Raw genomic sequence first — 6,927 nt, forward strand, 5'->3', positions numbered from 1 at the left:
CCGCGAGCCCGCGCGCCGCCGGTGTCTCGCGCTTCCATGAAAGCGCGCGCGCCCAGGTGGCCGGCGGCGCCACCTACATCGACGACATCCCCGAGGTGCGCGGCACGCTGCACGCCGCCCCGGTCTGCTCCCCCGTTCCCCACGGCCGGCTGCGCGGCGTGGACGCCTCGGCCGCCCTGGCCGTGCCCGGCGTGCGCGGCGTCTTCGGCGCCAGCGACATCCCCGGCGACCCCACGCTGGCCGCCTTCGCCCACGACGAGCCCGTGTTCGCCAGCGAGACGGTGCAGTTCACCGGCCAGGTGGTGGCCGTGGTCGTGGCCGACGACGTGATGACCGCGCGCCGCGCCGCGCGCCTGGTCAAGCTCGACATCGAGCCCCTGCCCGCCGTGCTCTCGGTGCACCAGGCCCATGCCCAGGCCAGCTACGTGCTGCCCCCGGTGCACGTGAAGCGCGGCGACGCGGCCGCCGCCCTCGCGCGCGCCCCCCACCAGCTCGAAGGCACGTTCGAGGTCGGCGGCCAGGAACACTTCTACCTGGAAGGCCAGATCGCCTACGTGCTGCCGCTGGAACAGAACCAGTGGTGGGTCTACTCCAGCACCCAGCACCCGGGCGAGGTGCAGCACTGGGTGTCGCACGCGCTGGGCATCGACAACCACGCGGTGACGGTGGAATGCCGGCGCATGGGTGGCGGCTTCGGCGGCAAGGAAACGCAGGCCGGCCACCTCGCGGTGTGGGCCGCCGTGGCCTCGCGCAAGCTGCAGCGCCCGGTCAAGCTGCGGCTGGACCGCGACGACGACTTCATGGTCACCGGCAAGCGCCACCCCTTCGCCTACCACTACCGCGTGGGCTTCGACGACACCGGTCTGCTCAGCGGGCTCGACCTGGAGATGCTGGCCAACTGCGGCTTCAGCGCCGACCTCTCCGGCCCCGTGGCCGACCGCGCGATCTTCCACGCCGACAACGCCTACTTCCTGGAAGACGTGACGATCTCCAGCTACCGCTGCAAGACCAACACCCAGAGCCACACCGCCTTCCGCGGCTTCGGCGGCCCGCAGGGCGTGATCGTGATCGAGCGCATCCTCAGCGACATCGCGCAGGCGCTCGGCAGGGACCCGCTGGACGTGCGCCTGCGCAACCTCTACGGCATCGAGAGCCGCAACGTCACGCACTACCAGATGGCGGTGGAGGACAACATCCTCGAACCGCTCATGACCACGCTGGCGCAGACCAGCCGCTACCGCGAGCGGCGCGGCCAGATCGCGGCCTGGAACGCGGACAGCCCGGTCATCAAGAAAGGCATCTCGCTCACGCCGGTGAAGTTCGGCATCAGCTTCACCGCCACGCTGTTCAACCAGGCCGGCGCGCTGGTGCACGTGTACACCGACGGCAGCGTGCAGGTGAACCACGGCGGCACCGAGATGGGCCAGGGCCTCAACACCAAGGTCGCCGCCATCGTGGCCGACGAGCTGGGCGTGCCCTTCGAGCGCGTGCTCTCCACCGCCTCCGACACCAGCAAGGTGCCCAACGCCAGCGCCACCGCCGCCTCCAGCGGCACCGACCTCAACGGCCGCGCCGCGCAGTTCGCCGCGCGCCACGTGCGCGACAACCTCGCGGCCTTCGTCGCCGGGCTGGACGGCTGCGGCGCGGGCGCGGTGCGCTTCGAAGGCGGCCAGGTGATCACGCCCAAGACCACGCGCAGCTTCGAGGAGGTGGTGCACGCGGCCTACGCCAACCGCATCCAGCTCTGGAGCGACGGCTTCTACCGCACGCCCAAGATCCACTACGACAAGACCACCCTCACCGGCCGGCCCTTCTACTACTTCGCCTACGGCGCGGCGGTCACCGAAGTGGCGATCGACACGCTCACCGGCGAGAGCCGCGTGCTCAAGGTGGACATCCTGCACGACGTGGGCCACAGCATCAACCCGGCGATCGACATCGGCCAGATCGAAGGCGGCTTCGTGCAGGGCATGGGCTGGCTCACCACCGAGCAATTGGTCTGGAACGACAAGGGCTACCTGCAGACCCACGCGCCCAGCACCTACAAGATCCCGGCCACCGGCGACATCCCCGCGCACTTCAAGGTTGAACTCTGGCCCGAGGCCAACCGCGAGGACAACGTGCACGGCAGCAAGGCCGTGGGCGAGCCGCCCTTCATGCTGGCGATCAGTGTGTTCGAGGCGCTGCGCGACGCGGTCGCCCAGGCCGGCGGCCGGCCCGGGGCAATGAACGCACCGGGCACGGCGGAAGAGGTATTGAAGGCGGTGGGCGCTTAGACAAAGGGCCGTTGCCGCTGCCCCACCTTGAAGGTGTTCAGCGGTTGAAGATTGGGCGGCGTGATGCGGTTGACCATGACGCCACCTCCGTCGTTTCCGATCCCGCCGTGCTCCTCCGCACCCACATCGAAATCATCGAGGGCTTCGTGCTGGTTGTCGTTGCCCACTGCCTGAGTTTCAGCGCCATTGTCGGCCGCGTTGTGCTCTGGCTGTTGCGCCCCGCCCCGATGGAGTTCAACGGGCTCCACGGGCAGGCGAGGCACAGAGCTGATGCCAGAGGAACTGCCCTCCCTCTCGATGGGAACCGGTGACCCGTTCCCATGGTGCCTTTGCAACCGTTGCGGCAGGGATAGGTTGCTCACGGAATGCTCGATGAACCCGGTGAGGGGTGCCTCCTCCTGCCGGTCCATACACCCAAGAATGAAGGTCATCAGCCAGAAGATGCCGATTTCGATGCCATCGAACAGGGCGACAAAATCATGGAAGCCCACAGAATCCGAACCGCGCTGGCACAGGTTGTTGGGAGACAAGCCTTGGTGCATGTGGTGCTTCCAGGCCGCCAGCAGCAGGCCTTCGCCAACGGCCTGAACGCCGTGCGTGATGCCCTTGGTGTGCAGGCCGACAAAGGGTTGGGGATCGTGCTGGTGCCAGCTTTTGAACGCGACCTGGGTGAGGTAGCCAATCGTGAGCGAGGCCAGCAGGTCGGTGACCGCGAACAGCCCGGTTTGCAGGCTGTTGCCCCAGACGTCGGGCAGTTGCCGTTGCCCGCTGCGGCGAACGGGGGGAAGCTGGCTCGACAGAAGCAGCCCCATCTGATCGAACGAGCACACCACCAGGGTCACCATGAGAATCCACAGATGGACGCGGCCAGGGGCCTTCAGGGTTCTCAGCCCCAGGCGCTGCTTGGCCACCGGAATGGCCACGTCGCGCAACGCGAACCGCACCCCATGCTGCACCGTTCGATTGACCAGCTCGGCGGCCACGCGTTTTTCGTAGGTCAGGTCGCCACCGCCATCGCAAAACGCGTGCTCCATGGCGGTTTGAACAGCGGTGCCCGCGATGTAGCCCAGGAAGTTCGCAAAGGCGATCGCCACCGCATCGCGAAAAATGGGGCCGTGTTGAGGCCCCTCCCCGAGCATGGCCAGCACCTCATCCACCCGACTGCCCAGGCGGCCAGGGTCATGCGGGCCGTGCAGGTTCTCCAGCCCGTCCAGCGCGCGGTTCAGGTGGCGAATCAACTCCTCGCCGCTTCTGAAGTACCCGCGGAAAGAAAGAGGCTCCTTCTGATAGTGGCGCTGGAGTTGCTGCAGCAGTTCAAGGTCGGGTTGCTCTCCGAGGAGGAGAAGCCCGGCCTCTCTCTTCAACCTGGGCCAGTCTTCGGGCAGCCAGTGCTGTTCGCACATGCGGTCAAACCGTTGTGCCAGATTGACGGCCGTCAAATCGGGACGGATGGGTTGAACGCGCTGAAAAGAAGGGCTCGTCATGCTTGAGGTTGGGGTCGCATCGAGGTGCGCGCGGGCACCAACGAGGTCCTTTAGTGGCAGCGTCCCAACGACGGTTCGGCCATGGCCGGCGACCGGGGCGTTCTCGCCCCGGCCTCTTTCATCAGAACGTGTGGCGCATGCCCACCTGGATGCCGCGCAGGTCCTGGCCGAGCGCGGGCACGCGGGTGCCCATGTCCTGACTGGACGGGAACATCGCGATGCGCGAGGCGCCGCTGTTGTTCAGCAAGGCGGCCGAGGTGTAGAGCATGGTGCGCTTGGAGAGGTTGTGCGCATAGCCCACGGCGAACAGGGAGGCGTCGCCGGTGGCGCGCTGGTTCTGGATCCAGGAGGCGCGGAACTCGCCCGCGCCCACCGGCACCGTCAGGCCCAGCAGGTACCCCTTGGCCGAGGCCAGGCTGTCGACCTTGTTGTGCTGCAGGTAACCGAACAGCTTGAAACCGTCGAAGCGGTAGGTGGCGCCCAGGCCGGTGGTCTGGCTGAACACATAACCCGCGCCCGGCGCGCCGATGGTGGCCCGGGCCACCTCGATGCGGTCGGTCGCCAGGCCGACGTACAGGCGGTCGGCCGTGTACTCGGCGCTGGCCGCGAGGTTCTTGTTCGGCGTGTCTTCGCGCATCTGGACCAGCAGCCGCATGTTCAGGCCGCCGAACAGCGTGGGCGAAAGGTACTGCACCGAGTTGGGCAGCATGGGCGTGTAGCCGCGCACCGCCGAACCCTGCAGCATCGACAGCTGGGCGCCGGTCTGCGCGCGGGCAAAGGGATCGGTCTTGCCGGTGAGGAAGATGAAGGGGCTCCAGTGCGCGCCGAGTTCGATCGCACCGAGCTTGGCGTCGCGCAGGCCGACGTAGGACTCGCGGTTGAAGAACGCGGTGGTGCTGGACTGCATGCCGGTGTCGGCCTGGAAGCCGCTCTCGAGCTTGAAGTAGGCCGACAGGCCGCCGCCGAGCTGTTCGGTGCCGCGCAGGCCGAACAGCGAGGTGTCGCTGCTCAGGGTCTTGCGGGTGCCGGACTCGCCCTGGTATTTGATGGCGTTGACGCCCAGGTCGATGCGGCCGTACAGCTCGACGCTGGACGTCTGCGCCGACGCGATCAAAGGCAGCAGCGCGAAGGGAATGGCGCCGAGTGCGTGGAACCTCATGGGGTGTGTCTCCAAGGATGTTGTGGGTGGGTGGATCGAGGTGTGCCCGCTCAGCGCGGCGGCGGCCTCACGCCGGTGCGTTCACCACATGCGCCTGCATGTAGTGCTTGAGGCCCTGGGCGGCGTACTCGCTGCCCAGGCCCGATTGCTTGGCACCCCCGAAGGGGATCTGGGCATCGAGCCAGAGGTGCTGGTTGACGCTGGCGGTGCCGACCTCGAGCCGCGCCGCGACGCGGGCCGCGGCAGGCACATCGCGGCCCCAGACCGAGCCGGTGAGCCCGTAGGGGCTGGCGTTGGCGCGTTGCACCGCCTCGTCCACGTCGGTGAAGCTCAGCACCGGCAGCACCGGGCCGAAGGGCTCCTCGGCCACCAGGCGGCTGTCGTCCGCGAGGCCGCTGACCACGGTGGGCGCGATGAAATAGCCTTCCCGGTCCAGCGCCTGGCCACCCGCATGGAAGCGCGCGCCGCGCTCGCGCGCGTCGTCGAGGATGCCGAGCACGATGCGGTGCTGCGCCGCGTTCTGCACCGGGCCGAGCACCACGCCCGGCTCGAAGCCGCCGCCCACCGCCACCGCTTTCGCCCGCTGGGCCAGGGCCTCGCACACCGCGCCATGCAGGCGCTCGTGCACGTACAGGCGCTTGATCGCCATGCAGATCTGGCCGCTGTTGGCGAAGGCGGCGTTGAACAGCGGCTGCGCGATGGCCTCGGGGTCGGCATCGGGCAGCACGATGGCGGCGTCGTTGCCGCCGAGTTCAAGCGTCAGGCGCTTGAGCGTGCCGGCGCTGCTGGCCATGACCTTCCTGCCGGTGGCCGCCGAGCCGGTGAAGCTGATCTTCTGGATGTCCGGGTGCTCCGCGAGCGCGCGGCCCAGGTCGTTGCCGCCGGAGACCATGTTGAGCGTGCCGGCGGGCAGCAAGGCCTGCGCGCGCTGCGCGAAGCGCAAGGCGCTCAGCGGCGTGTAGGGCGAGGGCTTGACCACGATGGTGTTGCCCGTGAGCAAGGCGTGCACGATCTTCGGCACGCACAGCACCAGCGGCATGTTCCAGGGCGTGATCGCGCCCACCACGCCGAGCGGGCGGTGGTGCAGCTCGACGCGGCCCTGGGCGTCCTCGCGCAGGGTTTCCACCGGCACGTCCAGCGCCACCAGGCGCTGCAGCTGCGCCGCCGCGCGGGCCACCTCGTCGCGGGCGCGCGGCAGCGGTTTGCCCTGCTCCAGCGTGATCAGCCAGGCCAGCGGCTCCAGGTCCTGCAGCAGCAGGTCCGCCAGCGCCAGCAGCTTCTGGCGCCGCTCGGCCCAGGGCCGCGCGGCCCAGGCGGGCTGCGCGCGCCGCGCGGCGGCCACGGCCTCGTCGAGCTGGGCCAGCGAGGCCTCGGGGGCCGTCGCGAAAGGCTGGGCGGTGGCCGGGTCGATGACCTCGAACCGGCTTTCGCCCTCGCGCGCCTGACCGTCGATCGACAGCATCGGGGGGGTGTCGTCCAAACGCAGGGCGCGCAAGGCCTCCGCACGCATCGGATGGTGCTCCATGGAATTCCTTTCGGGGGCTCGCGCCCCGGGGTCGTGGGGTCGGCGGGCGTTATTCGCCGATGACGTTGAGCAGGGCCTGCCGGCCCTCGACCTGCACCGCGTGCAGGGCGCGCTGGAGCGCGGGCATGAGGTCTTCACGCCGTGTCACGCGCTCGCCGTGACCGCCGGAGGCCTCGGCGTAGCGCTCGAAATCGGGCACGGGCCGCAGCGAGGACAGCGGCTCCGGCCGGCGCTCCCGGGCCTGCCGCGCGGCGTGGCCCTGGGGGTACATGCCGGTGGCGGCCTTCTGCACGCCTTCCCAGCCTTCGTTGTTGAACACCACCGTGAGCACGGGCAGGCCGTGCATCGCGGCCGCGTGGTGGCAGGCCGCGGGGTTGGCGAACAGGTAGGCGCCGTCGCCCACCACGCAGATCACGGTGCGCCCCGGGGCCGCCTGCTGCGCACCCAGCGCGGCGGGCAGGCCCCAGCCCAACCCCCCCGAGG

At 69.3% G+C, this 6,927-nt stretch carries 5 protein-coding genes; 1 reads left to right on the forward strand and 4 read right to left on the reverse strand.

Annotation, left to right across the window (positions count from 1 at the left end; genetic code table 11):
• Nucleotides 1-2,276 (forward strand): xanthine dehydrogenase molybdopterin binding subunit (xdhB, locus tag AC3WPZ_RS27275; RefSeq protein ID WP_492442476.1); only part of this gene is annotated, 2,276 nt, incomplete at its 5' end.
• Here xdhB and AC3WPZ_RS27280 read toward each other — a convergent pair.
• The 4 genes from AC3WPZ_RS27280 to AC3WPZ_RS27295 form a co-directional block, all read right to left on the reverse strand.
• Nucleotides 2,273-3,760 carry a hypothetical protein gene (locus AC3WPZ_RS27280; RefSeq protein ID WP_492442478.1) on the reverse strand — a complete coding sequence of 496 codons (1,488 nt, stop codon included), beginning with the start codon at nt 3,758-3,760 and terminating at the stop codon, nt 2,273-2,275. The genes xdhB and AC3WPZ_RS27280 overlap by 4 nt on opposite strands.
• Before the next feature lie 121 nt (nt 3,761-3,881).
• Nucleotides 3,882-4,919 carry a porin gene (locus AC3WPZ_RS27285; protein ID WP_382323578.1) on the reverse strand — a complete coding sequence of 346 codons (1,038 nt, stop codon included), beginning with the start codon at nt 4,917-4,919 and terminating at the stop codon, nt 3,882-3,884.
• Nucleotides 4,920-4,986: 67 nt separating this feature from the next.
• Nucleotides 4,987-6,444: an aldehyde dehydrogenase family protein gene (locus tag AC3WPZ_RS27290; protein WP_492442480.1), complete on the reverse strand. Its 1,458-nt coding sequence runs from the start codon at nt 6,442-6,444 to the stop codon at nt 4,987-4,989.
• A gap of 49 nt (nt 6,445-6,493) precedes the next feature.
• On the reverse strand, nt 6,494-6,927 hold a 434-nt coding region (locus tag AC3WPZ_RS27295; RefSeq protein ID WP_492442482.1), incomplete at its 5' end, for a thiamine pyrophosphate-dependent enzyme.

The sequence above is a fragment of the Hydrogenophaga sp. FW305-3-2-15-A-LB1 genome (assembly GCF_058787875.1).